Origin of the sequence: Cupriavidus nantongensis (assembly GCF_041726985.1) — a bacterium.
Classification (GTDB): Bacteria; Pseudomonadota; Gammaproteobacteria; order Burkholderiales; family Burkholderiaceae; genus Cupriavidus; species Cupriavidus nantongensis_A.
Genome location: NZ_CP168303.1, coordinates 3,100,481 through 3,125,227 on the forward strand (window position 1 = coordinate 3,100,481; position 24,747 = coordinate 3,125,227).

Here is a 24,747-nt window from a genome sequence, read left to right on the forward strand (position 1 = left end):
ACATGGTGCACAACACCAACGCCACTACCGCGCCCGCCGGCGCCCTGTTGATCCGCAACGCCGCCGCCGTGATGACCGGGCGCGCCGGCACCGCCGCGCGCGCGGGGGCCGCCGACATCCGCATCCGCGACGGCCGCATCGCCGAGATCGGCACCAGCCTGGCTCACCACGACGGCGAAGCCGTGCTCGACGCGAGCGGCTGCGTGATTTACCCCGGCTGGGTAAACACCCACCATCATTTATTCCAGAACCTGCTCAAGGCCGTGCCCAGCGGCATGAACGTCGGGCTGGAGCAATGGCTGGCGGCCGTCGCCTACCCGCGCCTGGCGCGCTTCAGTCCCGAGATCTTCCGCACCGCGGTGCGGCTGGGCATGGCCGAACTGCTGCTGTCCGGCACCACCACTTGCGCCGATCATCACTACCTGTATCACCACGGCCACGGCGCGGAAACCGGCGACGTGCTGTTCGAGGTAGCCGAAGAGCTCGGCATGCGCCTGGTGCTGTGCCGCGGCGGCGCCATCCAGTCGGCCTCCGATCATCCCGGCATGCGCGCCACCGCGCTGGTTCCCGAGACGCTGGACGAAATGCTCGCGGATATCGAACGGCTGAAGACTCGATATCACGACGCTTCGCCCGACGGCCTGCGCCGCGTGGTAGTCGCACCGACGACACCGACCTTCTCATTGCCGCCCGCCCTGCTGCGCGAACTCGCCGCCTTTGGCCGCGGCATGGACCTGCGGCTGCATTCGCACCTGTCCGAGACCGACAACTACGTCAGGTTCTGCCGCGAGAAATACCAGTGCACGCCGGTGCAGTTTGTCGCAGACCACGACTGGCTGGGTCCAGACGTCTGGTTTGCGCATCTCGTCACCGTCAATCCGGAAGAAATCCGCATGCTGGCTGTGACCAACACGGGCATGGCGCATTGCCCAGTCAGTAATGCGCGGCTCGGCAGCGGCATCGCGCCGGTGCGCGCGATGGCAGATGCGGGGGTGCCGATTTCACTGGGCGTCGATGGTGTCGCATCCAATGAATCGGGCAGCATGGTGCATGAAGCCAATTTTGCGTGGCTGGTGCATCGCGCGCTCGGCGGGGCTGCGCAAACGCGCGTCGAGGAAGTGATTCATTGGGGCACTGCAGGGGGAGCGCAGGTGCTTGGGCTGCCCGGTATCGGCGCGCTTGCGCCGGGACAATCGGCGGATCTGGCGATCTATGACGTCAGCGGGCTGCGGTTCCATGGGTTTCATGACATCGGTACGGCGCCGGTCGCGGCGGGGGAGCCGACGCCGGTTCGGGATGTGCTGGTGCGGGGGCGGCAGGTGGTGCGGGATGGGGCGGTGGTGGGGCTGGATTTGGAGAAGCTGAGGAGGGAGGCGCGGGAGGCGTTGGCGGGGTTGGTGGATTGAGGGGGATTGGTGTCGCTTTGGCTATGGGTCTGGGACGAACCGCATTGAGCGGATGATGGCCAGGACGTCGGGGAGTGCGTGCTCTGAGCGTTTCAGGATCGGCTTGCCGCGGGTTTCGGTGATTTCGCGGGGGTCGTAGCCCAGGTTGATGCCACCGTTCTCTGTGACAATCGCCTTCGTTTCATTCCCCATACACAGGTCCAAACCACGCCTGCGTGGGGTTGGAACGCCGCTGTCGGATGCTATGTACGCCTCCGCATAGTACCGGGAATTTAAGTCAGTCAGGCGACGCAGTTGGATATCCCTCGCTTGCGACTTGTCGACATTATGGTAGTCAGCCAGTAGCTGCGGGCATAGGTCTTTCGCGTTGCCGACATGGCAGGTGAGCGAGATAGACATCGCCCGCGCATAGCGGTCCTTGGGATAGTAATTGTCGTGATGAAAATACCCGGATGCAAAAGCACCCGTCCATTCAATGTTAGTGAAACCACCAGCCTTGGCCACGAACTCGATCGCGCAATCTCTCATTGGAAGCACGTAGCGCTGCATTCCTTTTGGGACAAACGCATCATGGTCTTGTGCCACGACTTGCGTTGTCAGGCTGACAGCGAGGATGCCATATGTTATCCACCGTCGCGTCAATGCAGGACGAGGCCTTGTAGCCTTCTTATGCGTTCCCATACCTACCGACTCTCTTGTTTTGGTGTTGGATCAGGTATGAACCGCATCGACTGGATGATGGCTAGCACGTCCGGGAGTGCATGCTCCGAGCGTTTCAAGATCGGCTTGCCGCGTGTTTCGGTGATCTCGCGCGGGTCGAATCCAACGACGATCCCCCCATTCATCGTCACTATCGTACGCGTTTCATCACCTAGACAAAAATGGAGGTCACGGCTACGCGGTGTCGCTACAGCAGTTGCAGTAGCGATGGCGGCATCCGAGTAATACCGTGGGTTAAGGCCGCTGAGGTCACGCTGTTGAGTATCCCGGATCATCATCGGGTCAGACTCCCGGCGTTGGCTCATCAGTTCCGGACAGAGTTTTTTTGCGCTTCCCCGGTGGCAACTTACAAGCATTGACAGCTCGCGTTCGTTCTTTTTTGGCAAGTAGCTGCCATGCCGAAATGTACCCCATGAATCGTCCGATGGTGTGACTCGGGCAGTTCCTCCAGCCTTGGCCACAAATTCCAGCGCACAGTCTCTCATTGGAAGTACGTATCGCTGCATCCCTTTGGGTATGAGGCCGTCACCTCTCATTTCCTCCGCCCGCACCTTCACGTTCACCAGCGAGGAGGCAATCGCCGTGCAAAGAACGCCAAACGCTACGAGAATTCGTTCCCTCACCGCTTCCATTCATAATCCTCCGGCTTGAACTGCGCGATGCCCGCTCTATCGGGGAAGGTAGGATGGTCGAACAACAACACCTGAGCATAAGCGTATGCATGGTATCGATCTACAAGGCCATTCAACTGCGGATTCTTCCGATTCAGATGGCCTGGCAGGTTCACGATGCAAGAGGCACGGCGGAAAGAGACATTCGCGTAAAAGACAAAGGCATCCCGCTTCTTTAGCTGGCTGCTGAAATGGATACTGAATGCATGGCGATAACTCGGCATTATCGTATCCGCTTCTTTATTCGCTCGATTCTTAAGCCAGTAGTGTCCAGCGCTATCCGCGGCACTATAAGCATCCACAGCCACATCTTCGCGCCAATTTAGAATGTTGCTTGGCAAGTTCGGTTCAGCGTCGTGTAGCGGTACGTTGCTGCGTAATTGTTTCGCCCTGGCGTATGTTGCACGTAGTGGGGCGTCCACGGCAGCGTCGATGTTACGGCCTCGGAATTTCCAGTATTCCAGATAGTTTGGCGTATGTGTCAGCTGAAGAAATCCACGGCCGAACCATGGCGAGTACCAGGAATGCGAGCCACCCGTCTCTACCAGAGTGCCGAACCAGACTGTTTCTTGAACGGAATTCCCAAGGAATGCAGCCAACCTGGCACGGGTCGCTATGCCGTACTTCCGCCAGGCGCTATTCAAACGGTCCTTATGACTTCTTGCAAGAACACCAGCGTCTTTCGTGGCTGCTTCATACACAATTTTGTCCGGAATCCCCGCCCCAAGGCCCCGCAACGCCCTCGCCGGCACAGCCTGCCTGAGCTCATCAACACTAAGCCACAGCGCCCGACGCATATGATGGATGAACTGCAGCGGATGGAAATGCCATACCGCACGAGGCAATCCAGTGTGCTGCCAGAATGCGAGTTTCTGCGCCTGGTCCTTGAACCGCTGCCAACTGTCTTCCGATACCAAGGGCATTCCCGGTTTACGCAAGCGCGCAAAGCGTGCGTCCAAATCAGAGACATCCCACTCAGTCGGATGCTCGACCACCAGGTGACGCAGCGCCGCCTTGCCTGCGTCGCCGTTGTCGCTCATCATCTGTAGCGTCGCCGGCTCATCGACGATGGCATCGGCCGGACTCAGCATCGCGCCTTCTTCGACCTTCTTCCATCCCAGCCAATGTGGGAAGTCCGCGTCAGACAGCCGCACGATGCCGGCTTGCGATAGGTCTATATATCCCACCGAGCCGGGCGCATAGGGCACCAATTGCCAATTGTCGACGTGGCGGCTTCGCTCTTCGCTCAGCACACGCCCGAAGGTCAACCACTCCAGGCCGGCGCTTGGGTTGTCCGGATACAGCGCCTCGGCAAGAGCCAGCATGGCGTAGCCATAACCCGGCTGTTCGACTCGGCCGAGGTTTCGGTACTGCCCCTGCGCGGTACGTATGCGTGTGGTCGTGATGCGCTTGTCCTTGTCCAGGCGTACGCTGACGTAGAGTAGCTGCCCGGTATTGCTTCCGGCTGTACCGGCGGGAAACACCAGGTTGCCATCCTTGTCCGCTGTCCGCCATACCCCATCGCCCTTGGGCAAGCGCGGATGCGCCGCTGAAAATGACTTGCCTTCCGGGATGACGAAGTGAATGTCGCCGTAGACATCGGCGCTGCCCTTGTCCGTGATGCAGCTGCTGTCGGGGAAGAACCTGGCCAGTGCCTCGTCCGTGCAGAAGATTTCGAAATGGAAGCCACTGCGCCCGGTTTGATGTTGGCTTCCCGGATAGCCCAATATGTCGCGCCGGTAAATCTTGGCGTTCTTTGGATCGTCCGGGACCCTCGAGTCTGGACTGGTACGGGCTCGATAGCACGCCGGCAGCGTGTCGGTACGACCGTGCAAATGCTCGGCGGCGGCAAGGTTCATGTACAGCGAATAAAACACCACTGGCGTGGCGGCACCGGTCTCGGTCTCATGGCGCAGCAGCACGAAACTGGTGTCATAGGGCTTGCCTTCATAAGTTTCGGTCTTGGGCGCCAGCCGGTACGCCACGATGGTGCCATCTGCAATAGCACGAACAGGCCTGGCCGAATTGGCACCGACATGCAGACCGCCGTGCCAACAATACATAGTGCCGACCATGCGCGCCGGATACGCGCCCTTCGGGTCGTCTGACTCGGCCAGCAGCCGGGCCAGCCAGGCGTCCTCCGACTCTTCCATGGCGTTGCCTGCCGGCGGCATTGTAAGAATGGGATAGCTGATGATCATGGCGCAGTCTGGTTCAGGAATATGGGAAGGAGCCGGGTATCTCCCATGGCGTCGCCGGTGCCATTGGGAGCGGATAGTCGTGGCGGACGCCTGCCTCGAACTTTCTCTGTGCCGCCTTATAGGTAATCGGCCCCGGACATTCGAAGGTGATATTGCCGCCCTCGATCGTGATGGCACCCCCACCAGCCGTCGCAATGCGAATCCGCTTGGCCGCGGCAAAGTCCACACTCATATTGGCCGACACAATAGTCAGGTCCTCCCGCGCCGCCAGCTTCAGCAGATCATGCTGTGCCTGGAGATCGATATCGCCCTGGCCCGCCGTCAGTTGCAGGCCGATGTTGTTCCCTCCGGGCGCAGACAATCCCGCCGCCACGCCAATCGCCTTTCCTGCATGGACGCGCGCCTGTCCCGCGACGGCGACATTGCTGTCCTGGCCGCTGGCCATCACGACGCTTTCCCCACTGGCAATTTGCAGGTCCTGGCCCGCCACCATCGCAACACCGGCCCTGCCGTTGAGGTGAACCATCGGCTCGCCCTGGTGCGGCACCTTGCCCGGCGTGCTGGTATTGGCGCCAGCCGCGTCCGCCTTTGCCGCTTCGAGCGAATGCCCATCGACCATGCCGGCCGCGGCCTTGGCTTGCTTCGCCAGCGGCGACTCGTCGCCTTTCCCGCTCGACAGGGCTTGGGTCTGGTGCGTGGTGGCGCCATCGCTCAGCGTCCTGACCAGATCGCCCGCCTGCCGCAGCAGTGCGATACCGGCAGCGTTGTCGCCGGTCGGCAGTACGTGACCCGTGACGGCATCGCGATAGGTCGTCAGCAGCAACCCGGCCCGGCCACGTACCGCGGCGTAGCCATCGGTGCGCAGCTCAAACCCTTGGCCCCGGAAGCTGCCGCGGCGGTTGTCCTGCTGGTGGATTACGTGGCCGAGGTTGAGCTGGCTGTCGTGCTCCGTCGTGGCGAGTTGCGTGCGCAGTTGCTCATCCGTGTCGTCAAACACCAGCTGGTTGTAGCCCTTGCCGCCGTGCTCCTGGCTCTTGAAGCCGGTCAGCGCGGCATCGTTGCGATGGCCGTCCGGGTCGGCGCCCATGCCGTGCCACGCCGGGCTGTTGCCACCGGCCAGGTTGCCCTGTGCGCTTGGGTGACTGTCGGAGCCCATTGCATAGATGCCGCTGGCGTCATAGGGCTGAGAGAAGGTGGTGGCGGCCATCGATTTGCCGCCCGGCGTGGGCGCGATGCCGGCTTCGCCCTGGCCGTTGTACAGCGCACCGATCACGAACGGCTGGTCGATATCGTTGTCCGTGAATTTGACCAGCACCTCCTGGCCAATACGCGGCAACCATTGCCAGCCCATGCCGGCGCCAGCCTGGCGCTGTGCCACGCGGAGCCAGCGGCTGCTGCGGTCGTCGGCGCGCTCGCCGCGCTGCCAGGGGAAGCGCACGCGGATCTGTCCGCGCGGGCTGGCGTGGTGTTCGGCGTTGCCATCGGCCTGGGTCTGGCCGTCCGGGCCGACCACGATTGCGGTATGGGCGCCAAGCGGGGTCGCCCGGCTATGGAGGCGCGGACAATCACCCTCCAGCACGGCGGCGCGCCAGGGCCGGCGCGCATCAAAGGCACGAAAGAGCGCCGCATAGCCATGTTCCCGCGCGGCCGTCCGCAGGGATTTGGTTGGTACCAGCCGCTCAGCTGTGTTGTCGAAGACGCTGCTTACCAGGCCGACGGTCATTGCCACGGTATCCGGCGCCGGAGGCGGCGTGTCGAAGCCCAACGCCGCTTCCAGCGGTCCGATCCGGTCGGCAAGCGCGGCACGCGTTTCCACGGCGAGGTTGTTGATGCCGCAGTGCTCCACCGCATCGAGCAGCAGCGGATACCCCGCCGTATCGTCCGGTTGGGGCGGCAGATGCGGACAATCCGTGACGGTCAGACGGGTGCCACTGCGCAGCGAGCGCATCGAGGCGCTGCCGGTAAACACCAGCGCGCGGGCTTCGATCGCTTCAATCACCTGTTCGGCAACGCGCTGCGCGCTGGCCGCGTCCGGCGCCAGCGACAAGCTGACTGAAAAATAGGGATCCGGGCTCACGGCTCGGCCCGAAAATACGCCGTAGCGCGCCGGCGCATGACCACGGATGGCGCGCTTGGCTTCGGGGTCCCAGGCGCTCACCGCCACACCGCCGACCGCAGCACGCGTCTCACAGATCAACTGCTGGATGGCGTCAGCCGATTCCTGGCTATGCGCGCGGTGGTAGCGGATACCGCCGCCGGCCGCCGATTCAGGGTCTTCCGGCAATTGCGCGCTGTCGGCAAAGATCACCACGGCATGGCCGAAGGGCGCTTCGTCGTCTTCCACCACGGTATATCCGAGGCCGGCTTCGGCCAGCAGGCGCGACAGGAATTGGTAGTCGGTCTCGCGGAATTGTGCGATGTGGTCGCGTTCACCGAACGCGGCGATGCGGGCTTCGGCTCCGGGGGCGTAACGCCAGTGCGCGTACGGCGCGTAGTCCTGCAGAACGGCTTCGATGATGCTGTCGAGCGTGCGGCTCTGGAACACCTGACTGTGGCGCTGCTGCGTGGTCAGCCACAGCCAAGGGATCACGGTCAGGCGATAGCGCGCCAGGCTGCCGTCGGCACCAAGCTTCTCGGCCTGCCGGATCAGGCCGGTGCGGCGTGACTGGCCACCGCCGGCAAGCGTGGTCAGCAACGTGACGCGCTGACCCATCAAGCTGTCCAGCGCGATATCGGCATTGGCGCTGACCGCAACGATGCGCCATTCGAACAGCGCCGAGATGGCTTCGCGGCCGACCCAGGCTTCGACGGCCAATTCGCCCAGTGCGCCATCACCCTCCAGTGCATACAGGCGATGGGTAGAGGAAAGGAGATGTTGGTAGAGGCGTGCAGGATCCATTTACCGATGCGTCAAACCGCCTTGTTGTTCAGACGCGCTATGTCGATCTCGCGCATAGCAATCGGCTATTTGTGCGCCTGCGTCTAACGGAAATCAACGGAGGAATGCCGATTCGAAGCGCGACCTTCATCTCGATCAAATACCCCGGAGTTTTTCCCTTCAACGGGACGAATCTTCGCTTCGCATGCGCTCTTAGGATTTCGGCTATTTGCTGGCGGATGAGGCTCGGGCAGGATGCGGCGTCCGTATGGGAATGCGAACTGTCTTATCGCGCCGCGTGCCGTGGCGCGAGAGACTGGGGCTGTCATCGAACAACGGTGACCGAGTGTGGAAACTCGATGTCTCAACCGAACGGTCGTCCATGACGACCGTTCTCGCCTATACGTGCAAGCCATCCATGGCGGGCCGGACGAGGCAGCCGCAAGGCTGACCGGGCAATGGTTGTGACACCGGTTTCCACCCTCGTCGTCAGGCCCGCCGCCCTCCTCTTGCGTCGCGCGGCGGACCTTCATGCAACGATTGGAGGTCCTATGTCGGAAATCGATCTATCTACGGCGCGGTACAGTCTCTTGGCGGTGGCAGCAGGCATTGATGGGGTACTTGCCTTGCTGGATCAGCAGAGTGAATGGTGGGAAGGCGGCTTCGCGGCGTTTTGCCTGTTGGGATTGGTGAAGGCGCAGTTGGAGCGGGTGTTGGAGGACGAGCTGCCGGCCTCTTGATGCAGGCCCTAGGTTGGTGACTTCGTTGATGCGCCGGCCCTCTCCCCCGCCCCTCTCCCGCAAGCGGGAGAGGGGAGAAAACATGCGCCAGCCCACGCGTAGCCCCTCACAAAAACCCAATCGAAAACCAAGGCACCAACGTCAACAGCACCAGCGCCACAAACAGCGCAGCCATATGCGGCCACACCTTCGGCATCGCCACGTCTGGCGACACGCGCCCGATCGCACAGGCCGCATAAAACCCCACGCCAAAGGGCGGCGCGAACAGCCCCAGTCCCATCGCAAAAATCACCACCATCGCGTAATGCACCTCATGCACGCCAACCAGCTTCGCAATCGGAAACAGCAACGGCCCGAACAGCACAATCGCGGGAATCCCTTCCAGCAGGCTGCCCAGGATGACGAACGCCAGCGCCGATACCAGCAGGAAACCGGTCTTGCCGCCGGGGACGGCCGACAGGATTTTGACCAGGTCTTGGGCGAAGCCGGACTGGGTCAGCGCCCATGCCATCGCGGTGGCGCAACCCACGATCAGCAGGATGGCCCCGGACAGCGCCGCCGTGTCCAGCAGCATCGGGTAGATCCCGCGCCAGTCGAACTGGCGGTACACCAGCACGCCTGCCACCACCGCATAGAAGATGCCGATGGTAGACACCTCGGTCGCGGTCGCCACGCCCTCCACCACGGCGGTGCGAATGATCACAGGCAGCGCCAGCGCTGGCAGCGCAACCAGCAGCGCCTTCGCGATCGCCGGGCGCGACGGCCGCGGAACGCGACTCATGTCTTCCTTGCGGGTCTGGAACCAGACCACCAGCGACATCATGACCAAGCCCACCGCCGCGGGCATCAGGCCGCCGATGAACAGCGAGGTGATCGAAACCCCCGTCACCGATCCCACCGTGATCAGCACGATGCTGGGCGGGATGGTCTCGGACATCGCGCCCGACGCCGACAGCAGGCCGATCAGGTCGCCATCGTTGGCACCGCGCCGCTTCATTTCCGGAAACAGGCTGGGCGCCACGGCGGCCATGTCGGCGGCCTTGGCGCCGGAGATGCCGGAGACGATATACATCGCACCCAGCAGCACATACTGCAAGCCGCCGCGCAGATGGCCGATCAGGCTGACCAGGAAGTGGATCATCGCGCGCGCCAGGCCTGTCATCTCGATCAGTGCGCCGAGGAAGACAAAGAGCGGCACGGCCAGCAGGATCAGGTGAGACATGCCCTCCTGCACGCGGTTCGGGATGATGGACAGCGGCGTGGCCGTGGACAGCGACAGGTAGCACAGTGTGGCCAGGCCGAAGGCGAAGGCGATCGGTACGCCGATGGCGACGCATGCAACCAGCATCAGCAGGAAGAAGATCACCAGGTTGACGTTGCCCAGCGTCATCAGCGTCGGCGACAGCAGCCACAGCAGGCCGCCGCACAATGCCACCATCAGCCCCGTCGCGGCCACCGGCCTCCAGTGCGCCGAAAGCAGGCGCAAGATTGCCGCTCCCAGCATCAGCACGATGCCGGCCAGCACCGCGGCGGCGCGGTAGCCTTCACTGATCTCCAGCGTCGGCGTCGACACCTCGAGGTGCTCGGTCAGATGCTCCCACGCCGGCCGCAGCAACAGCGACAGGAATGCCACCACCAGCCACATGCCGAGCGCATCCACCCAGGCGCGCCGGGCCGGCGGCAGGTTCTTGATAAAGGTGGTCAGCTGCATGTGGCTGCCGCGGTCCAGCGCGATGATGGCGCCGAGCATCGCCAGCCACAGGAACAGGATGCTGGCCAGTTCATCCGTCCAAGGGACCGGCTGGTGCAGGGCATAGCGCGCGAACGCACCGCCGCCCAGCAACAGGATCTCTGCCAGCACGATCAGCGCCGCCGGCACCTCCACCACGCAGGCCAGCAGTCGGCGCCAGCACGCCGCGGCGGCTGACGGCGCTGACCGCGCCAACGGCGCCGGCGCAATCGCTTCAGCGGTGTGCTCCATCGATGTCTCCTTTCGTTCTTTATCGTTAGTCCAGCCGTCATGCGAGACGGCCCGCGTATTTCTCCAGCCGCGACCACGCTTCGTCCCCGTACTTCTTTTTCCATTCGGCATAGAAGCCGGCGCCCTGCAGCAAGGCACGGAATGGCGCGGGATCGGGCTGGTTGAAGACGATGCCGAGGCGGCTCAGCTCGGCCTGCGCATCGGTATTCAGGCGCGCGATGTCCTCGCGCTGCTTCAGCGCCGCCGCGGTGAAGTGGGTCGTGATGGCGGCCTGCACTTCCGCCGGCAGCGCCCGAAATTTCTTCGCGTTGCCGAAGATGAAGTGACCATCCCAAGTGTGTCCGGTGAGCGCGCAAAACTTCTGCACTTCAAAGAGCTTGGCGCTACGGATCAGCGCGAGCGGGTTCTCCTGTCCATCGACGACTCGTGTTTGCAGCGCGGAATAGAGCTCGCCGAACGGGATGGCCGTGGGCGACGCGCCGAGTGCCTTGAACATCGAAATCCACAGCGGGATGCCCGGCACGCGTACCTTGAAACCCTTCAGGTCCGCCGGCGTGTTGATCGGCCGGCTCGCGGAGGTGATGTTGCGATAGCCGTTGTCCAGGCATTTGTCGAAGACGTGCAGGTTCACCTTGCCCAGGGCGGCACGCACATAGGCGCCGACGTCGCCGTCCATCGCGGCCCAGACCGTGGCGTAGTCCTTGAAGGCAAAGGCCACGCCGTTGATGCCGGCGGTGGGCACCAGGGTCTGCAGGTTGGTGCCGGCCGTGGACATGAAATCCATCGCACCGGTTCGCACCTGCGCGATCATGTCGGGCTCGCTGCCCAGCTGACTGTTGGGATAGACCTGCAGGTCGACTTTGCCGCCGGTGTCCTGGCGGATCGCCACCGCGGCCTGCTGGATGCGCAGCGTGCCCGGATGGTCGGCGGGAAAGGCGGTGCCGTACTTCAGGCGGATGGTGGCCGCCTGGGCCAGTACGTGGGCTGCCGGCAGCGTTATTGCCAGCGTGCCGGCGGCCAGCGCGCCGAAACGGCGTCGGGTTAACAGGAAGGCCATGGTGCGGTGTCTCCTCTTTGTCGGTGGGATGGCTCAGGACGACAGCAGCGCGGCGGCGCCACCCGCGCGCAGCACCGCCAGGTGGCGGGCCAGGCGATCAGCTAGCGGTGCGGGCCACGGCTCGTTGCCAAAGACAGGGCTGTGCGCGAGTGCCTGCCTGACTGCGTCGGCATCGCTGTGGGCGTCACGCAGGCACGCCGCCAGCGCGGGTGCGCCGGGGTCGTCAAAGGCAAGCGCGTGGCCGCGATCGCTGCGTCCGCCGCGCACGCAATGCAGCCAGGCCGCGAGCGCGCGTTCCAGCCAGGGCCGCTCGGTCCCGACACTGGCGCGCAAGGCGGGCAGCCAGCGCATTGGCACCTTTTGCGTGCCATCGGCTGCAATTTGCGCGGTGCGATGGTCGAGCGCGGCATTGCGCAAGCGCTGCAGCAAGGCCTCGCTGTAAGCAGCCACGTCATAGCCGGGCGGCGCTTGCACGGCGGCGCGCAAGTCAGCCATCACACCGCGGGTGAAAGCGCCGACGAGCGGATCGTCCATGGCTTCGGCAACGGTCTGCAGTCCGCATAGTTGTCCGGCATAGGCGATGGCGGAATGCGTGCCGTTGAGCAGCTGCAGCTTCATCGCCTGGAACGGCCGGACATCGCCGGTCATCAGCGCACCGCCCGCTTCCCATGCCGGCCGGGGCCCGGCAAAGCGGTCCTCGATCACCCACTGCGTGAAGGCCTCGCAGACGATGGCGGCCTCGTCGCGCAAACCCAGGCGGCGCTGCGCGTCACGGCGCGATGCCGGCGTGGCGGCGGGGACGATGCGGTCCACCATGGTGTTGGGGAACGCCACGTCGTCGCGCACGCGGCGGGCCAGCGCGGGGTCCGTCAGTGTTGCGTACTGCGCCAGCAGCTTGCGCAGCGTATCGCCGTTGGCCGGCATGTTGTCGCAGCAGACGATGCTGAGCGGCGCGCCGGCGGGCCGGCGGCGCAGGCCGGCAGCGAGTACGCCGAGCGTGCTTCTGGGCGTGCCGGGATGGGCCAGGTCGTGCCGGATATCGGGGTGGTCCGTATCCAGGTCGGCGCTGGACGGATGCTGGCAGTAGCCCTTTTCTGTCACCGTGCTGGTCACTACGGCGATACCGGGGTCGGCCAGCGCGCCGAGCACCTCGCCCAGCGCATGCGGGGCATACCACGCCTGCATCACGGCGCCGACGATGCGCGTCGTGGCCGCAGCGCCTTCGCACTCGGTCACCGAATAGAGGAAGTCCTGCGCCGCCAGCGTGCGTGGTGTGCGGGGCTCCCGCAGGCTGACGCCGACAATGCCCCAGCGACTGTCCCCGGCACGGATCGCGGCCTCGGTGTACAGCGCCTGGTGCGCGCGATGGAACGCGCCGAGGCCCAGATGCAGCACGCCGCGCGACAAGCGGCTGCGATCATAGCCGGGCTGTTGCACTTCAGCATTGGCGCGGCAACAGTTGCGTTGCGTGAGCCTCATCGGCGGTACCTCGGCAAGTCAGTCGTCAGCAGCATCGTGCGTGCATCCGGCGTTGTCTTCGATGCGATGAAGTGTGCACGCAGCCGTGGTGTCCAACGTGCTGTGCTTTCGCGATTCAACTGCGGCAAACGCTGCATTTGATTGCGGAATCGGCCGTACTCCGCCGCAATCGGCCCGCAGTACTCTGGCCGCATCCACACCGATGCAGGCGTCGTGCAACCAGGCGTCGCCATCGGGCTACGACAACGACGATCCGGCCGGAGACACCCTTTGAAGATCGAACAGATAAAAACCATCGTCACCTGCCCCGGGCGCAACTTCGTGACGGTCAAGGTGGTCACCGATGCAGGCGTGTACGGACTGGGCGACGCCACGCTCAACGGCCGCGAGCTGGCGGTGCGCGCGTACCTGGACGAGCATGTGATTCCGTGCCTGATCGGCCGCGATCCGCGCAGCATCGAGGACATCTGGCAATACCTCTACCGCGGCGCCTACTGGCGGCGCGGGCCGGTCACGATGACTGCCATCGCGGCCATCGACATGGCGCTGTGGGACATCCTGGGCAAGCTGGCCGGCATGCCGGTGTACCAGTTGCTGGGCGGGCGCAGCCGCGATGGCCTGATGGTGTATGGCCACGCTAATGGGCGCGACCACGCCGAAGCCATCGACGCGGTGCACAGCCATATCGAGCAAGGCTACAAGGCGATCCGTGTACAGTCGGGCGTGCCGGGCTTGTCCAGGGTGTATGGCGTCGGCACGCAACCCGGCCACTATGAACCAGCGCAGAAGGGCTTGCCGCCGGAGGAGCCCTGGGACACAGCGCTGTACCTGCGCCACACGCCGGAACTGTTCCGCAAGGTGCGCGAGGCCGTCGGCTTCGGCCCGCATCTGCTGCACGATGGGCACCACCGGCTGACACCGATCGAAGCGGCCAGCCTCGGCAAGGCGCTGGAGCCCTTCGGCCTGTTCTGGCTGGAAGATCCAACGCCGGCCGAGAACCAGGAGGCGTTCCGGCTGATCCGCCAGCACACCACCACCCCGCTCGCGGCCGGTGAAATCTTCAATTCGCTGTGGGACTGCAAGGACCTGATCGGCGATCAGCTGATCGACTACATCCGCACCACCATCGTCCACGCCGGCGGCATCACGCATGTGCGCCGCATCGCGGACTTCGCCGCGATCCACCAGGTGCGCACCGGCTTCCACGGCGCCACCGACTTGTCACCGGTATGCATGGCGGCGGCAGTCAACTTCGGGCTGTGGGCGCCGAACTTCGGCATCCAGGAACTGATGCCGCATGGCGCGCTGATCGACGAAGTTTTTCCACACAACTACCGGCTGGAGGACGGCTACCTGGTGATGGACGACGTGCCCGGCCTTGGCGTCGATATCGACGAGGGGCTGGCAGCCCGGTATCCGTACGAACGCGCCTACCTGCCGGTGGCGCGGCTGCGCGACGGTGCGATGTGGAACTGGTAGCGGCCGCATCAGTTGACCGGAACAAGGAGCGATCATGTTGAGCATAGTCGTCGAGCAACCACACCGCATGGCCGTGCGCGAGCGCCCCAACCCATGCCCTGCCGAAGGCGAGGTGCGCGTGCGCGTCCGTCTCGCCGGCATCTGCGGATCGGACCTGCATATCTTCCATGGCAAGAATCCGTTCGCGACGTATCCGCGCGTGATCGGTCATGAGTTCGTCGGCCATATCGACGCGGTCGGCGCTGGCGTCGGCAATGACCGCATCGGCGAGCGCGTGGTGGTGGATCCGGTGATCAGTTGCGGCCAGTGCTATGCCTGTCGCATCGGCCGGCACAATGTCTGCCAGCGGCTCCAGGTGATTGGGGTGCACCGCGATGGCGGCTTCAGCCAGTTCGCATGCGTGCCGGCACGTAACGCGTACACGGTGCCCGACAGCATGTCGACCGCGAGTGCCGCGGTGATCGAGCCGTTTGCCGTGGCCGCCAACGCCACCCACCGAACCGGCGTGCTGCCCTCCGACGTGGCATTGATCTACGGTGCCGGGCCGGTCGGCCTTAACCTGCTGCAGGTATTAAAGCGCGTGTATGGCGTCCGCACCTTCATCACCGATCATGTCGATGAACGGCTGGCCCTCGCACGCGGCTGCGGCGCGGAAGAGGACGAGATCATCAACACCGCGCGCGAGCCGCTGGCCCGCGCGCTCGAACGGCGCGGCGTGGCAGGCGGGCCGACGCTGATCTACGACGCGGTCTGCCATCCCGCCATCCTGGAGGAAGCCGTGGCCATGGCCGCGCCGGCAGGCCGCATCGGCGTGCTGGGGTTTTCCGCCACGCCGTCGGCAGTGCCGCAGCAGGCACTGACCAGCAAGGAGCTGACCTTGTACGCCTCGCGCCTGAATTGCGCGATGTTTCCCACCGTGATCGACTGGATCGCACGCGGGCTGGTTGACCCGGGCCGTATCGTTACGCACCAGATCAACTTCCGCGACGTGGCCGGCGCCTTCGACCTCGCCGCAAGCCAGCCGCGAGCCTGTTGCAAGGTGCTGCTCGACCTGGGCGAGGACGCCTGACATGCGTGCAACATTCGACATCGTCGCGCTCGGCGAGGCTATGGTGGAGTTCAACCACGCCGGCCCGCGCGATTCGCGCACCTATGTGCAAGGCTTTGGCGGAGATACGTCCAACGCCATCATCGCCGCGGCCCGCCAGGGTGCGCGCTGCGCCTACCTGACCAGGCTGGGCGACGATGAATTCGGCCGCATGTGCCTGTACCTGCTTCGCACCGAGCGCGTCGACACCAGCGGCGTTGTCATCGACACCTCGGCACCTACCGGCCTCTACTTCGTCCATCACGGGCCGGAGGGCCACGCCTTCACCTATAGACGCTCGGGCTCCGCCGCGAGCCGGATGCAACCCGCGGACCTGCCGGTCGCCTTGCTGGAACGGGCCACGTGGCTCCACGTCTCGGGCATCAGCCAGGCCATCAGCGCGTCTGCCGCGCGCACCGTGCGGGAGGCCATCCGCATCGCCCGCCAGGCCGGCACCCGGGTGTCCTACGATCCCAACCTGCGCCTCACGCTGTGGTCCCTGGAGTGCGCCCGCGAAGTCATCATCGCTACCCTTCCCCTATGCGACCTGTTCCTGCCGAGCCTTGACGACGTGCGCCAGCTTGCCGGCATCGACGATCCCGCGGGTATCGTGGCGTGGTGCCACCAGATGGGCGCACCTCTTGTGGTCTTGAAGCTGGGAAGCCAAGGTTGCCTGGTATCCGACGGCGCACAGCTGACCGCCGTGGCGCCCTTCCGCGTCCAGGCGGTCGATGCTACCGGCGCGGGCGACTGCTTCGACGGCACGTATCTTGCGCGCCTGGTAGCCGGAGATGACGCGGTGTCCGCTGCACGATGGGCTGCTGTGGCGGCTGCCCTGGCCACAACGGGACAAGGCGCCGTGGCGCCGCTTCCAGCGGTGCAAGCCGTGTGGAAGGCCCTGAAAGCGGGATCCTGAATGTGGCGCCGCCGCGATATTCACACTGACTGCGCGCCCACTCGCGAACGAAATCCGTCGATTCAGCCCATGGGTCTGGAACGACGCCTGGTGGTGGCCTATACCTGTCGCATGCCAACCTTCCTGATGACGAGGTATCCCATGCACCACGCCTTCCCGCCCAACGATCCCAACGCCATGGCCTACTGGCGCGCGCGCCGCATGGTGCGCGCGCTGCGCGGCTGGTATATCCACCTGCTGGTCTATGCCGTGGTCAATGCGTGGCTGTGGTTCCGCTTTTTCTACTTCCCGTCGCCGCCGTGGTCCCACTACGCCACTACCGGCTGGCCGTGGCCGCTGACCACCACGCTGGCCTGGGGCTTGGGACTGGCCTTGCACGGGCTGCTGGTCTGGACGCGGCTGTCGCGCCGGGGTCGCGACTGGGAACAGCGCAAGATCCAGGAATTCATGGACCGGCACTAGCAGCCCCCTGGGCCGCCGGCGCGCGGCGCCAGCGGGCCTACATCTGACGGAATCGATGCATGTAGGCGCGCGATACCGGCAGTTCGGCATCGCTGCCGCGCATCCTGACAAAGAGCCGGCCCGACTCGTCACGGCGCGTGCCGGCCACGTATTCCATATTGACGATGGATGAGCGGTGGATCTGCCAGAACACCTCCGGATCCAGGCCGGCCATCAATTCCGCCAGCGGCGTGCGGATCAGGTGCTCGCCATCCCGAGTATGCACCACTACGTACTTGTCGTCGCTCTGGAAGTACATCACCTCCTGGATCGGCACGTGGCTGGTGGTATTGCCGCGGCTGGCCCGGACCCACCGCAACTGGCCGCCGCCTTCCGCGCGCGGCTGGGCGCGGGTCAGCTGGTTCAGCAACTGTGCCAGTTCGGGCAGGGGCGCGGCCTCTTGCAGCGCCTTGCGCAATCGCTCGATGGTGCGGCCGAGCCGTTCCTCACTGACCGGCTTGACCAGGTAGTCCACCGCCGCGCGCTCGAAGGCATCGAGCGCAAATTCGTCATAGGCCGTGACGAACACCAGCCGCGTATCGGTTTCGATGCCCTGCGCCACTTCCAGCCCGGACAAGCCTGGCATCTTGATATCGAGGAAGGCCACGCTCGGCGACAACCGTGCGATGGCGTCGGCAGCTTCAATGCCGTTGGTCGCCTCGGCAACGATCTGCAATTCCGGCCATAGTCGCTGCAGCTTGCCACGCAGGTACGCACGCAGGTGCTCTTCATCGTCAGCAATCAGGGCAGTTGGCGTCATCGGGCATCTCCGTTCAGGATGCAGGCGGCAGCGGCAGATCGATCAGAACCGCGGTGCCCGGCGAGCGCTCTTCGATTCTGACGTGGGCATCGCCGTCATACAGCACCGCCAGCCGTTCGCGCAGGTTCGACAGGCCGACCCCGGCGCCCGCCGACGGCCGGAACCCCATGCCATCGTCCTCGATCGTCGCCAGCAGGCGCGCGCCGCGCCGCTCCAGCCGGACCAGCAGCCGCCCGCCTTCGATCTTCGGCTCCAGGCCATGCTTGATCGCATTCTCGACCACGGGCTGCAGCAGCATCGGCGCAAGGGGCATCGCTTCGAGCTCCGGATCGACATCGACCGTGTAGTGCAGCCGCTCACCCATGCGGATGCGGATCAGCGCCAGATAATCGCGCAGCAGCTTCGCCTCCTGCGCCACCGTGCCCTGCGTCGCGCGGCTGGCGGCTAGCGACGCGCGCAGGTAGGCGATGAAATGCTCCAGCATCATCGTCGCCTTCTGCGGCGCGGGCTCGATCAGGCTGACCACGTTGGCCAGCGTATTGAACAGGAAGTGCGGCTCGATCTGCGCCTGCAGCAGCTTCATGCGGGCCTCGACCAACTGCTTTTCCGTCGACAGCGTGCGCACCTGTTCCTGCGCCATGTACTCCGCAATCTTGCGCTCTTCCCATCGCCGCCCCAGCAGGCCCACACGGCCCCAGGTCATGATGCCGTGCACCGCCAAACCTATCCCCCAACCCATCAGCGGACCACCCGCCCAGGGCCGGTGCGACGGGCCCATCAGATGGAAGCCGATCAGCATCGCGTTCACCACCACATAGACCATGGCGTGCAGATAGAAGAAGCGCAACGCACGCACGCGGTGGCGGGCTTCTTCATAGGCACGTTGCTCGGGGGCGGCGCGCCAGAGGCGGGAGTTCGGGAAAGGCAAGGGCAGGTGGTGGGGCTGGCAATTTGTGCAGGTTACCACCGGGCCAAAGGACGCAGATATGCGGCTGCCGGGAATCGACAGGATGGCGGCGTGAAACGACGGAAAACAGGCGTCGTTGCCGGCAACGACGCCTCGGACACCGCCAAAAACAAAACGGGCCACGCAATGCGTAGGCCCGTTTTTCAATTCTGGTGCCGGCTGCAGGACTCGAACCCGCCACCTGATGATTACAAATCAACTGCTCTACCTGATGAGCTAAGCCGGCATGTCTGGTGCAGACCGCGATTCTACTGCATTGCGGTCGGCTTTGGGATGGCTTACTTCACCACTTTCAGTGCAGGCTTCTTGCCGCCGATGCGGGGCACCGGGGGCGGCGTGTCGTCGTCGCCGGGGCCGGTGTCACTGGTGGTCGCCGGGGTTTCGGCTTCGACCGGGGCGAGCTTGGGCGGTGGGTTGTTTTCACGCTCGGTGGCGGCCTGGGTTTCCGGCAGGCTGCGTTCGACCGGGAACGCCATGCCTTGTCCGTTCTCGCGGGCGTAGATCGCCAGCACGTTCTCGACAGGCACGTCGATCTTGCGCGAGACACCGCCGAAGCGTGCGCTGAAGGTGATCCACTCGTTGCCCATGTCCAGGCCGCTGGTGGCGTCGAAGCTGACGTTCAGCACGATCTCGTTGTTCTTGACGAACTCGCGCGGCACGTTGGTGTTGGCGTCGACGAAGACGGCGATGTACGGCGTGAAGCCGTTGTCCGTGCACCATTCGTAGATGGCGCGGATCAGGTAGGGCTTGGTGGAGGTTTCAGGCATTGTGCTTCCAATGGCGCCGCGAATGGCCCGAGGGCGGTTGCCGTCGGGCCGGTGCCGGTTAGCGGCGCATCACCTTTTCGGACGGGGTCAGCGCTTCGATGTACGCGGGACGGCTGAAAATGCGTTCAGCATACTTCAGCAGCGGCGCGGCGTTCTTCGACAGCTCGATGCCGTAGTGGTCCAGGCGCCACAGCAGCGGCGCGATGGCGACGTCGAGCATCGAGAACTCTTCGCCCAGCATGTACTTGTTCTTGACGAAGATCGGTGCCAGCTGCGTCAGGCGGTCGCGAATCGCGGCGCGGGCGCGTTCGTGGTTCTTTTCGGCGGCCTTGCCCTTTTCGTTCTCCAGCGTGTAGACGTGGGTGAACAGTTCCTTTTCGAAGTTGAACAGGAACAGGCGGGCGCGGGCGCGCTGCACCGGGTCGGCCGGCATCAGCTGCGGGTGCGGGAAGCGCTCGTCGATGTACTCGTTGATGATGTTCGACTCATACAGGATGAGGTCGCGCTCGACCAGGATGGGCACCTGGCCGTACGGGTTCATCACCGAAATATCTTCGGGCTTGTTGAACAGGTCGACGTCGCGGATTTCAAAATCCATGCCCTTTTCGAACAGGACAAGGCGGCAACGTTGGGAAAACGGGCAAGTCGTACCCGAATACAACACCATCATGGTTGGATTCCTTGGGCTTAGCCGGAACAGGGTCGGACAGTAAGGTCTGCCATTCTGCCAAAGTCGGCTATCGAAAAGCAAATAAGTGGCAAATACGTCGCTTTTTGTGACTATCGCTGTAAAAAAGTCAGGGGCGGCGCCGCCTTTTTCGCAGCAACCGCCCCTGGCTTTTTTTGGATCGGGCCCGATCAGGCCCCTGCCACGGCTTACTTCACATCTTTCCAGTACGCCGCGTTCAGGCGCCAGGCGAACACGGTGAACACGCCCAGGAACAGCAGCACCCAGACGCCCAGGCGCTTGCGGTGGTTCTGCGCGGGCTCGGCCATCCAGTCGAGGAAGCTGACGAGGTCGGCGGTCATCTGGTCGTACTCGACCTTGCTCAGCTTGCCCGGACTCAGTTGCTCGAAGCCGGCGAACTTGTGCACCTTCTCGCCATGCTCTTCCACTTCGGTGAACTTGGCGGCGCGCTGGCCCTGCAGTTCCCACAGCACGTGCGGCATGCCGACGCTCGGGAACACCAGGTTGTTCCAGCCGGTGGCGCGACTGTCGTCGCGGTAGAACGTACGCAGGTAGGTGTAGAGCCAGTCGTCGCCACGGGCGCGCGCGATCACCGACAGGTCCGGCGGCTGCGCGCCGAAGAAGGCCTTGGCTTCCTTCGGCTGCATAGCGATGTTCATGGTCTCGCCCACCTTGTCCGCGGTGAACAGCAGGTTCTCGCGGATCTGGTCGTCGGTCAGGCCGATGTCCTTGAGCCGGTTGTAGCGCATCATCGATGCGCCGTGGCAGTTCAGGCAGTAGTTGACGAACACCTTGGCGCCGCGCTGCAGCGACGACAGGTCGGCGGTGTTCACCGGCGCCGGCTCGAGGGGGAAGCCCCCCTCGGCAGCCATGGCGGGCGCGCCGGCAATGCAGGCGCCGGCCAGCGCGAGGATCGAAAGCAGCTTTTTCATCTTGTGTCCTTGTGCTCTTGTCGGGGTTCGCTTCGCTCAGTGCGGGTGGAACGTGACACGCTCCGGGACCGGCTTGAACTCGCCGACACGGCTCCACAGCGGCATGGTCAGGAAGAAGGCGAAGTACAGCAGCGTACCCAGCTGCGACACCTTCTCACCCACCGGCGACGGCGGTTGCACGCCGAGATAGCCGAGCACCAGGAACACCACCACGAAGACGATCAGGATGGTCTTGTGGAAAGCGGGACGATAGCGGATGGACTTGACCGGCGAGCAGTCGAGCCACGGCAGGAAGAACAGGATCACCACCGAGCCGCCCATCACCAGCACGCCCCAGAACTTGGCGTCGATGAAGTAAAAGCCCACGGCCAGGATCACCGCGATGGCGATGGCACCGATCTTCACGCGCACATCCTTGCTGCGCAGGAACACCATGCCGAGCAGCAGCGCGAAGAACACCCACAGGATCGGCAGGAAGTTCGACGTGGTGGCGCGCAGCATCGAGTAGAACGGCGTGAAGTACCAGACCGGCGCGATATGCGGCGGGGTCTTCAGGGGATCGGCAGGGAAGAAGTTGTTGGCTTCCAGGAAATAGCCGCCCACTTCGGGGAAGAAGAAGATCACGGCCGAGAACAGGATCAGGAAGCCGCCCACGCCGAGCAGGTCGTGCACCGAGTAATACGGGTGGAACGGGATGCCGTCCAGCGGGATGCCGTTTTCGTCCTTCTTGGCCTTGATCTCGACGCCGTCCGGGTTGTTCGAGCCCACTTCGTGCAGCGCGATGATGTGCGCGATCACCAGGCCCAGCAGCACCAGCGGCACCGCGATGACGTGGAACGAGAAGAAGCGGTTCAGGGTCGCGTCGCTGACCACGTAGTCACCGCGGATGAACAGCGACAGGTCCTGGCCGATCACCGGAATGGCCGAGAACAGGTTCACGATCACCTGGGCGCCCCAGTACGACATCTGGCCCCACGGCAGCAGGTAGCCCATGAAGGCTTCGGCCATCAGGCACAGGAAGATCAGGCAGCCGAAGATCCAGACCAGCTCGCGCGGCTTGCGGTACGAACCGTACAGCAGCCCGCGGAACATATGCAGGTAGACCACCACGAAGAAGGCCGAGGCGCCGGTCGAATGCATGTAGCGCACCAGCCAGCCCCAAGGGACTTCGCGCATGATGTATTCGACGCTGGCAAAGGCCACCGGAATGCCGGCGGCGTTCAGCGTGCCGTCCGGCTTGTAGTTCATCACCAGGAAGATGCCGGTGACGATCTGGATCACCAGCACCAGCAGCGCCAGCGAACCGAAGAAATACCAGAAGTTGAAGTTCTTCGGCGCGTAGTAGCGGGACAGGTGGTCTTCCCACAGCTGGGTCGCGGGAAAGCGGGCGTCGATCCAGCCCAGCAGGCCGGTCGTCTTGACTTGTTTTTCGGCCGCCATGATCAGGCTTCTCCTTTCTCGTCCTTGCCGATCACGATCTTGCTTTCGGACAGGAACTGGTAGGGGGGAACATCGAGATTCTGCGGAGCCGGCTTGTTCTTGAAGACGCGCCCGGCCAGATCGAAGGTCGATCCATGGCAGGGGCAGAGGAAACCGGGATCAGTGCCGAGCTGAGGATTGGCACCGGGGGCGAAGGGGCCCGAGGGGGAACAGCCGAGATGGGAACAGATGCCCACTACGACCAGCACGTCCTTGTGCTCGGGACGCGAACGGGTTTCGTTCTTGCAGTACTCGGGCGTCTGCATGGTGAACGGGATATCGGAATTGGGATCGGCCACTTCGCCGTCCGTCTTCTTCAGCGACGCCAGTTGCTCCTCCGTGCGCCGCATGATCCAGACCGGTTTGCCACGCCACTCGACGGTCATCATCTCGCCCGGCTTCAGGGCGCCGATATCCGCCTCGACTGGGGCACCGGCGGCCTTGGCCTTCTCCGATGGTGCAAAAGTACTGACGAAAGGAACCGCTACCGCTACGCCTCCGACGCCGCCAGCGACGGATGTCGCGATCAACCAATTGCGGCGACCTTTATCCACGCTCTTCACGTCTTGCTGGTCACTCATTCCAAACCCCAGGGGAAGTCAATTTAGATTTTGCGTCAACCATAAAGTGTACCTTAGACACCTGCGCACTAGATAGGCAGAAAATGCCACGGCCTCGCGCGATTATCGGACATGCATCCCGGAAATCCGCCTGTGCGCTTGATTTCCGGTGAGTGATGCGGCAGGCTTCCAGCTTGAAACCGTTCATCCATAGCCACAAGAAGGAGAACCCCCCATGGGCATGATCTCGGAATTCAGAACCTTCGCCGTACGCGGCAACGTCATCGACCTGGCTGTCGGTGTGATCATCGGCGCGGCCTTCGGCAAGATCGTGGATTCGGTGGTCAACGACCTGATCATGCCGTTGGTGGGCCGTGTGGTGGGCAAGCTGGACTTCTCCAGCATGTTCATTGCTCTGGCGGATCCCCCTCCCGGGACACCGCTGACGCTCGATGCGCTGAAGAAGGCCGGGGTACCGGTGTTTGCCTATGGCAATTTCCTCACCATCGTCGTCAACTTCATCATCCTGGCCTTCATCATCTTCCTGATGGTGCGCGCCTTCAACCGGATGCGCGCGGCGGAACCGGCGCCGCCGCCCGCCGCCCCGCCCGAGGAAGTGGCGCTGCTGCGTGAAATCCGTGACAGCCTGAAGGCTCGCTGATTTCGAATCCCGAACGATAAAACGGCCCCGCTGGGGCCGTTTTGTTTTTTGTCAGATCAGACCGGATTCGGAATATCGATAAAGGTATGGCGCAGGCCGAAGCGCTCGGCCACATGCTCGCCCAGCGAGCGGATGCCATAGCGCTCGGTGGCATGATGACCCGCCGCTAGATACGCTACGCCGCTCTCGCGCGCCAGGTGCGTGGTCTGCTCCGAGACTTCGCCGCTCAGATAGGCGTCGACGCCGGCGGCCACCGCAGCATCGAAATACCCTTGGGCCCCGCCCGTGCACCAGCCCACCGTGCGGATCATCTGCTCGGGCGTACCGATCGCCAGCGGTTCCCGCCCGAGCACGCCGCCGACATGCGCAGCCAGCGCGGCCAGCGGCATCGGCGCGGGCAGCGTGCCAGTCCAGCCTAACTGGTCGTCGCTGAAGCGGCCGGTGGGGGTAAGGCCCAACTGCAGGCCAAGTTGCGCGTTATTGCCGAATTCCGGATGATTATCCAGCGGCAGGTGGTAGGCGAACAGATTGATATCGGCCCCAAGCAGGCGCTTCAGGCGCGCATGCTTCTGCCCCACCACGCGCGCGTCCTCGTTTTTCCAGAAATAGCCGTGATGCACGAGGATGGTATCGGCGCCCGCCTCGACCGCGGCATCGACCAGCGCCAGGCTTGCCGTCACCCCGGTCACCACATGTGTGATCTCCGAGCGACCTTGCACTTGCAGCCCATTGGGACAATAGTCCTTGTAGCGGGAAACTTCCAACAGGTCGTTCAAGTACAATTCAAGCTCTTTTGTTTTCATTTTCTGCTCAAAAC

The 24,747-nt window shown here is 64.0% G+C and carries 22 protein-coding genes and 1 tRNA gene; 7 read left to right on the plus strand and 16 right to left on the minus strand.

What is annotated here, in order from left to right:
• Window positions 1–2: 2 nt before the first annotated feature.
• Window positions 3–1,406 carry an amidohydrolase family protein gene (locus ACEI37_RS25570; RefSeq protein WP_373378667.1) on the plus strand — a complete coding sequence of 468 codons (1,404 nt, stop codon included), beginning with the start codon at window positions 3–5 and terminating at the stop codon, window positions 1,404–1,406.
• Between the two features lie 21 nt (window positions 1,407–1,427).
• Here ACEI37_RS25570 and ACEI37_RS25575 read toward each other — a convergent pair whose 3' ends face one another.
• From ACEI37_RS25575 to ACEI37_RS25590, 4 genes are all read right to left on the minus strand, one after another.
• Window positions 1,428–1,955, minus strand: a complete 528-nt coding sequence (locus ACEI37_RS25575) for a hypothetical protein (RefSeq protein WP_373378668.1) — start codon at window positions 1,953–1,955, stop codon at window positions 1,428–1,430.
• A 134-nt stretch (window positions 1,956–2,089) separates the two neighbouring features.
• On the minus strand, window positions 2,090–2,758 hold the full coding sequence (locus tag ACEI37_RS25580; RefSeq protein ID WP_373378669.1) for a hypothetical protein: 669 nt from the start codon (window positions 2,756–2,758) through the stop codon (window positions 2,090–2,092).
• Window positions 2,746–4,998 (minus strand): hypothetical protein, encoded by a 2,253-nt coding sequence (locus ACEI37_RS25585; protein WP_373378670.1) that lies wholly within the window; start codon window positions 4,996–4,998, stop codon window positions 2,746–2,748. The genes ACEI37_RS25580 and ACEI37_RS25585 overlap by 13 nt, the downstream gene beginning before the upstream one ends.
• 13 nt (window positions 4,999–5,011) lie before the next feature.
• Window positions 5,012–7,897, minus strand: a complete 2,886-nt coding sequence (locus tag ACEI37_RS25590) for a type VI secretion system Vgr family protein (RefSeq protein ID WP_373378671.1) — start codon at window positions 7,895–7,897, stop codon at window positions 5,012–5,014.
• Between the two features lie 530 nt (window positions 7,898–8,427).
• On the opposite strand from ACEI37_RS25590, the gene ACEI37_RS25595 reads away from it, so the two are divergent.
• Window positions 8,428–8,616, plus strand: a complete 189-nt coding sequence (locus tag ACEI37_RS25595) for a hypothetical protein (RefSeq protein ID WP_373378672.1) — start codon at window positions 8,428–8,430, stop codon at window positions 8,614–8,616.
• 106 nt (window positions 8,617–8,722) lie between these two features.
• Here the strand turns inward: ACEI37_RS25595 and ACEI37_RS25600 are convergent, their stop codons facing one another.
• The 3 genes from ACEI37_RS25600 to ACEI37_RS25610 are packed head-to-tail and all read right to left on the minus strand — an operon-like array spanning window position 8,723 to window position 13,133.
• Window positions 8,723–10,597, minus strand: a complete 1,875-nt coding sequence (locus ACEI37_RS25600) for a TRAP transporter large permease subunit (RefSeq protein WP_373378673.1) — start codon at window positions 10,595–10,597, stop codon at window positions 8,723–8,725.
• Between the two features lie 37 nt (window positions 10,598–10,634).
• Window positions 10,635–11,654 (minus strand): TRAP transporter substrate-binding protein, encoded by a 1,020-nt coding sequence (locus ACEI37_RS25605; RefSeq protein WP_373378674.1) that lies wholly within the window; start codon window positions 11,652–11,654, stop codon window positions 10,635–10,637.
• Window positions 11,655–11,687: 33 nt separating this feature from the next.
• On the minus strand, window positions 11,688–13,133 hold the full coding sequence (locus ACEI37_RS25610) for a mannitol dehydrogenase family protein (RefSeq protein ID WP_373378675.1): 1,446 nt from the start codon (window positions 13,131–13,133) through the stop codon (window positions 11,688–11,690).
• A 270-nt stretch (window positions 13,134–13,403) separates the two neighbouring features.
• On the opposite strand from ACEI37_RS25610, the gene manD reads away from it, so the two are divergent.
• The 4 genes from manD to ACEI37_RS25630 all read left to right on the plus strand — a co-directional run bounded on the left by manD (window position 13,404) and on the right by ACEI37_RS25630 (window position 17,077).
• Window positions 13,404–14,612 carry a D-mannonate dehydratase ManD gene (gene manD / locus ACEI37_RS25615; RefSeq protein WP_373378676.1) on the plus strand — a complete coding sequence of 403 codons (1,209 nt, stop codon included), beginning with the start codon at window positions 13,404–13,406 and terminating at the stop codon, window positions 14,610–14,612.
• Window positions 14,613–14,646: 34 nt separating this feature from the next.
• The gene (locus tag ACEI37_RS25620) at window positions 14,647–15,681 is read left to right on the plus strand and encodes a Zn-dependent oxidoreductase (protein ID WP_373378677.1); all 1,035 of its coding nucleotides are present in this window, start codon (window positions 14,647–14,649) and stop codon (window positions 15,679–15,681) included.
• A 1-nt stretch (window position 15,682) separates the two neighbouring features.
• Entirely contained in the window at window positions 15,683–16,615 is a 933-nt protein-coding gene (locus ACEI37_RS25625; protein WP_373378678.1) for a sugar kinase, read from the plus strand.
• Between the two features lie 141 nt (window positions 16,616–16,756).
• On the plus strand, window positions 16,757–17,077 hold the full coding sequence (locus ACEI37_RS25630; protein WP_025585803.1) for a 2TM domain-containing protein: 321 nt from the start codon (window positions 16,757–16,759) through the stop codon (window positions 17,075–17,077).
• Window positions 17,078–17,114: 37 nt separating this feature from the next.
• Here ACEI37_RS25630 and ACEI37_RS25635 read toward each other — a convergent pair whose 3' ends face one another.
• The 8 genes from ACEI37_RS25635 to petA all read right to left on the minus strand — a co-directional run bounded on the left by ACEI37_RS25635 (window position 17,115) and on the right by petA (window position 23,290).
• Window positions 17,115–17,876, minus strand: coding sequence for a LytR/AlgR family response regulator transcription factor (locus ACEI37_RS25635; protein ID WP_373378679.1), 762 nt, complete (start codon window positions 17,874–17,876; stop codon window positions 17,115–17,117).
• A gap of 13 nt (window positions 17,877–17,889) precedes the next feature.
• Entirely contained in the window at window positions 17,890–18,966 is a 1,077-nt protein-coding gene (locus ACEI37_RS25640) for a sensor histidine kinase (protein WP_373378680.1), read from the minus strand.
• Window positions 18,967–18,993: 27 nt separating this feature from the next.
• Window positions 18,994–19,069, minus strand: a tRNA-Thr gene (locus ACEI37_RS25645).
• Window positions 19,070–19,121: 52 nt separating this feature from the next.
• On the minus strand, window positions 19,122–19,610 hold the full coding sequence (locus ACEI37_RS25650) for a ClpXP protease specificity-enhancing factor (RefSeq protein ID WP_012354071.1): 489 nt from the start codon (window positions 19,608–19,610) through the stop codon (window positions 19,122–19,124).
• Window positions 19,611–19,668: 58 nt separating this feature from the next.
• Window positions 19,669–20,280: a glutathione S-transferase N-terminal domain-containing protein gene (locus tag ACEI37_RS25655; RefSeq protein ID WP_010812311.1), complete on the minus strand. Its 612-nt coding sequence runs from the start codon at window positions 20,278–20,280 to the stop codon at window positions 19,669–19,671.
• A 206-nt stretch (window positions 20,281–20,486) separates the two neighbouring features.
• The gene (locus tag ACEI37_RS25660; RefSeq protein WP_062801915.1) at window positions 20,487–21,230 is read right to left on the minus strand and encodes a cytochrome c1; all 744 of its coding nucleotides are present in this window, start codon (window positions 21,228–21,230) and stop codon (window positions 20,487–20,489) included.
• 36 nt (window positions 21,231–21,266) lie between these two features.
• Window positions 21,267–22,670, minus strand: coding sequence for a cytochrome bc complex cytochrome b subunit (locus tag ACEI37_RS25665; protein WP_373378681.1), 1,404 nt, complete (start codon window positions 22,668–22,670; stop codon window positions 21,267–21,269).
• A 2-nt stretch (window positions 22,671–22,672) separates the two neighbouring features.
• Window positions 22,673–23,290: a ubiquinol-cytochrome c reductase iron-sulfur subunit gene (gene petA, locus ACEI37_RS25670; RefSeq protein WP_018004948.1), complete on the minus strand. Its 618-nt coding sequence runs from the start codon at window positions 23,288–23,290 to the stop codon at window positions 22,673–22,675.
• 214 nt (window positions 23,291–23,504) lie between these two features.
• On the opposite strand from petA, the gene mscL reads away from it, so the two are divergent.
• The gene (mscL, locus tag ACEI37_RS25675; RefSeq protein WP_373378682.1) at window positions 23,505–23,930 is read left to right on the plus strand and encodes a large conductance mechanosensitive channel protein MscL; all 426 of its coding nucleotides are present in this window, start codon (window positions 23,505–23,507) and stop codon (window positions 23,928–23,930) included.
• A gap of 56 nt (window positions 23,931–23,986) precedes the next feature.
• Here the strand turns inward: mscL and ACEI37_RS25680 are convergent, their stop codons facing one another.
• A complete protein-coding gene (locus ACEI37_RS25680) occupies window positions 23,987–24,733 on the minus strand; it encodes a Nif3-like dinuclear metal center hexameric protein (RefSeq protein ID WP_373378684.1) in 747 nt (248 codons plus the stop codon).
• Between the last annotated feature and the right edge of the window lie 14 nt (window positions 24,734–24,747).

Bases quoted from the DNA above. Each gene is read 5' to 3' on its own strand.
- ACEI37_RS25635 (WP_373378679.1), bottom strand. From the start codon at position 17,876: ATGACGCCAACTGCCCTGATTGCTGACGATGAAGAGCACCTGCGTGCG.
- petA (WP_018004948.1), bottom strand. From the start codon at position 23,290: ATGAGTGACCAGCAAGACGTGAAGAGCGTGGATAAAGGTCGCCGCAAT.
- mscL (WP_373378682.1), top strand. From the start codon at position 23,505: ATGGGCATGATCTCGGAATTCAGAACCTTCGCCGTACGCGGCAACGTC.
- ACEI37_RS25605 (WP_373378674.1), bottom strand. From the start codon at position 11,654: ATGGCCTTCCTGTTAACCCGACGCCGTTTCGGCGCGCTGGCCGCCGGC.
- ACEI37_RS25590 (WP_373378671.1), bottom strand. From the start codon at position 7,897: ATGGATCCTGCACGCCTCTACCAACATCTCCTTTCCTCTACCCATCGC.
- ACEI37_RS25655 (WP_010812311.1), bottom strand. From the start codon at position 20,280: ATGATGGTGTTGTATTCGGGTACGACTTGCCCGTTTTCCCAACGTTGC.
- ACEI37_RS25580 (WP_373378669.1), bottom strand. From the start codon at position 2,758: ATGGAAGCGGTGAGGGAACGAATTCTCGTAGCGTTTGGCGTTCTTTGC.
- ACEI37_RS25570 (WP_373378667.1), top strand. From the start codon at position 3: ATGGTGCACAACACCAACGCCACTACCGCGCCCGCCGGCGCCCTGTTG.
- ACEI37_RS25620 (WP_373378677.1), top strand. From the start codon at position 14,647: ATGTTGAGCATAGTCGTCGAGCAACCACACCGCATGGCCGTGCGCGAG.
- ACEI37_RS25625 (WP_373378678.1), top strand. From the start codon at position 15,683: ATGCGTGCAACATTCGACATCGTCGCGCTCGGCGAGGCTATGGTGGAG.
- ACEI37_RS25660 (WP_062801915.1), bottom strand. From the start codon at position 21,230: ATGAAAAAGCTGCTTTCGATCCTCGCGCTGGCCGGCGCCTGCATTGCC.
- ACEI37_RS25650 (WP_012354071.1), bottom strand. From the start codon at position 19,610: ATGCCTGAAACCTCCACCAAGCCCTACCTGATCCGCGCCATCTACGAA.
- ACEI37_RS25595 (WP_373378672.1), top strand. From the start codon at position 8,428: ATGTCGGAAATCGATCTATCTACGGCGCGGTACAGTCTCTTGGCGGTG.
- ACEI37_RS25630 (WP_025585803.1), top strand. From the start codon at position 16,757: ATGCACCACGCCTTCCCGCCCAACGATCCCAACGCCATGGCCTACTGG.
- ACEI37_RS25665 (WP_373378681.1), bottom strand. From the start codon at position 22,670: ATGGCGGCCGAAAAACAAGTCAAGACGACCGGCCTGCTGGGCTGGATC.
- ACEI37_RS25610 (WP_373378675.1), bottom strand. From the start codon at position 13,133: ATGAGGCTCACGCAACGCAACTGTTGCCGCGCCAATGCTGAAGTGCAA.
- ACEI37_RS25585 (WP_373378670.1), bottom strand. From the start codon at position 4,998: ATGATCATCAGCTATCCCATTCTTACAATGCCGCCGGCAGGCAACGCC.
- ACEI37_RS25680 (WP_373378684.1), bottom strand. From the start codon at position 24,733: ATGAAAACAAAAGAGCTTGAATTGTACTTGAACGACCTGTTGGAAGTT.
- ACEI37_RS25600 (WP_373378673.1), bottom strand. From the start codon at position 10,597: ATGGAGCACACCGCTGAAGCGATTGCGCCGGCGCCGTTGGCGCGGTCA.
- ACEI37_RS25575 (WP_373378668.1), bottom strand. From the start codon at position 1,955: ATGCAGCGCTACGTGCTTCCAATGAGAGATTGCGCGATCGAGTTCGTG.